The following is a 2,716-nucleotide window of genomic DNA, read 5'->3' as shown; positions in this document are numbered from 1 at the left end:
GGTGCTGCCCGGCCGACCGCCGACCCCGGCGCCGGCCGGTCCGCCGGTGGCACCGCCCTGGGCCGGTGCTCCGCCGACCGCCGGGCTGCCGCCGGGCGAGGTGCCGGCGGAGGGTCCGCCCTGCACTCCCGTCCCGCGGGTGCCGTCGCCCGCCCCGCCGTCGTCCGGCATCCCGCTCTTGGCGGGCTGCTGGACCAGACGCAGGGGCGCGACGTCCTGGCTTATGTCGTCGAAGAGCTGGTCCACCAGGTGGGCCTGCGGGACCAGCTGGTCCGGGAGCCGGGACTGGACCTCGGCCCAGGTGCCGTCCTCGTCGTGGGCGAAGCCCGCCAGGGTGCGCATCGGGTCGAGCGAGCCGTTGTTGCGGTAGACGGCGCGCAGCAGGTCGCGGCCCTTGAGGGCGTCGTTGTGCATGTCGTCCAGGGCCTTGCGGACCTGCTCGACGGTGCCCGGGCTGAGCGAGCCGCCGGTGCCGGACCGGCCCACCAGGGACCGGGCCTCGCCGAGCCGGGTGGCCGCGTTGTCGAGCAGCAGCTCGCCGCGCTCGCTGTCGGTGTCCGCGAGGTTGAGCCGCAGCCCCTCCAGTCCGCGCTTCATGCCGTACAGCGGGTCGCCGGGGAGGGCGTTGCCACTGGCGGCCGCGGCCCCGGCGAAGCTGCCGACGGCGAGGCCGGCGACCAGCCCGCCGATCGCGAACCGGCGGCTCCAGCGTCCGCGCGGCGCCGTGCGGACGGCCCGGTGGCGGCGCTGGCGCGGCACGGTGACACCCGGTCCGCCCGCGAAGGCCTGCTCGAACGCGGCCATCAGCTGGGCGCGTTGGACGGTCCGGACCTCGTGGTCGAGCTCCGGGGCGGGCAGCGCGCCGAGCGCGCCGACCGTGTCGATGAGTTCGGCCATCGCGACCGAACCGGCGTTGCCGATAGCGGTGTTGGCCGTTCCGTTGCCGTCGGCAGCGCGTTGCTCCGCCTGGTGGGCCTCCAGCGCCTCGGCGAAGGCCTTCGCCCGCCGGTGCTCCAGCACGTTTGCCGTCACGGGCCACACCTCCCTTCGTCGTTGTCGACACCCCGGCCTGCCGGACGGTTGCCCCGGCAAGCCAAAGCCACTCCATCGGGTGAGAGGTCGCAATTCGACTTGACCGCACGCCTGGTGGAGGCTTGCAAGCTGGCCAACGAGCGGCGCGGGCGGTCGGTTACGCACGACTGATCATCGGACCGACCGTTCACCCGGATGTGTCGGGCCGCCGCCGAGGGTGACGGCCCGCCCACTATCTCTCCCGCCGCTTCCCCGGGGACCTCCCCGGACCGCCGCCGGCTCACCGCGCGTCGGGCGGGAGCAGGCGGGCCAGGGTGCGCACGGCGCGGTACTGGAGGGTCTTGATGGCACCCTCGTTCTTGCCCATGATCCGGGCGGTCTCGGCGACCGACAGCCCCTGCAGGAAGCGCAGCGTGACGCACTCCTGCTGCTGCGGGTTCAGCCGGCGGACCGCCTCCAGCAGGGCCGCGTTGGAGAGCGACTCCAGCACCGAGTCCTCGGGGCTCCGCTCGCACTCGTTGGAGTCGAGCATCTCGCCCGTGGTGACTTCCAGCCGGAACCGGCTGGACTTGAAGTGGTCGGCGACCAGGTTGCGGGCGATGGTCACCAGCCAGGCCCCGAAGTCCCGGCCCTGCCAGGTGAAGGTGCCGATCCGGCGCAGCGCGCGCAGGAAGGTCTCGCTGGTGAGGTCCTCGGCGGTGGCCCGGCTGCCGACCCGGTAGTAGATGTAGCGGTAGACGGTGTCCGCGTAGTGGTCGTAGAGCCGGCCGAAGGCCTCGCTCTCGCCGGCCTGGGCGCGCTCGACCAGCTCCATGATCGGGTTGTGCTCGGTCTCGTAACCAGGGCCGGTGGTGGTGCGGGAGCGGCTGCGGCCGCCGGTGCTGCCGGCCCGGCCCCGGGTGCCGGCCCCGGTCGAGCCGGCCGCGGTGGTGCGCAGCAGGGGGGTGCCGGGACGGTCCTGGGTCTGGCCGAACGCGGCTCCGGCGGGCACCAGTTGGGGGGTGGCGGCGAGCTGGCTGCGGAGCAGGGTGCGCAGCAGGTCCAGGCCGGTGGAGATCTGCCGGGGCGGGACCGGGCGGCCGCGGAGGCTGGTGCGGGAGCGCAGGGGCGCGGACGACGGGCGGGAGGGTGCAGGCGCGTCGTTCCGGACGGGTGGGTACACGGGACTCCCAGAGGCAGAACTGTGGACGGATCACCTCCGCCTGCGCGGAGAGCACGTCCGCGCCCCCCGGGTCGCGCTGGGGCGGTTGGGTGACGTGCATCCAGGAGAGAATAACGCTTTGTGCAATGACAGCTACACCGTGTGGTCGAAGTGGTCGTTTGGGATCCGCATTGAACGGATATCCGGCCGACAGTGACCGAACATGTCGGCGATCGCCTGGCTCAACGTGACAGAACGAGTGCGCCTGGTGACCAATTCGGTGGTGAGGCGGGCGGTTTCCCGGTTCTGGGGCCGGATAACCCCCGACTTTGTCGAGCTGGCGAACGATCAGATCCGGTCACTGGCGGGCGAGTTCGATCGAAGGGGCCGGACGGGCCCGCGACGCGCGGGAGTTCGCCCGTACGGGCGGCATCGTCAGCGCGCGAATTGACCGGACTCACCCCGGCGCGGCCCCCGGGCGGACGTCCGTGCGGTCGGCCCCGCTCCGCTCGGCTCCGCCCGGCCGCGGGCGCCGGTCGATCC

The 2,716-nt window shown here is 73.5% G+C and carries 2 protein-coding genes; both read right to left on the bottom strand.

Annotated elements, in window-relative coordinates; genetic code table 11:
* Positions 1-1,032: DUF5667 domain-containing protein (locus BI06_RS51035; protein WP_158516452.1), on the bottom strand; the 1,032-nt coding region annotated here is incomplete at its 3' end.
* Between the two features lie 280 nt (positions 1,033-1,312).
* Positions 1,313-2,089, bottom strand: a complete 777-nt coding sequence (locus tag BI06_RS22580; RefSeq protein ID WP_030393789.1) for an ECF subfamily RNA polymerase sigma factor, BldN family — start codon at positions 2,087-2,089, stop codon at positions 1,313-1,315.
* Positions 2,090-2,716 lie beyond the last annotated feature (627 nt).

Origin of the sequence: Kitasatospora sp. MBT66 (assembly GCF_000710405.2) — a bacterium.
In the GTDB taxonomy this organism is placed as follows: domain Bacteria; phylum Actinomycetota; class Actinomycetes; order Streptomycetales; family Streptomycetaceae; genus Kitasatospora; species Kitasatospora purpeofusca.
Note: the sequence above shows the minus strand (reverse complement) of the source record. Positions and strands in the feature narration are given on the sequence as shown.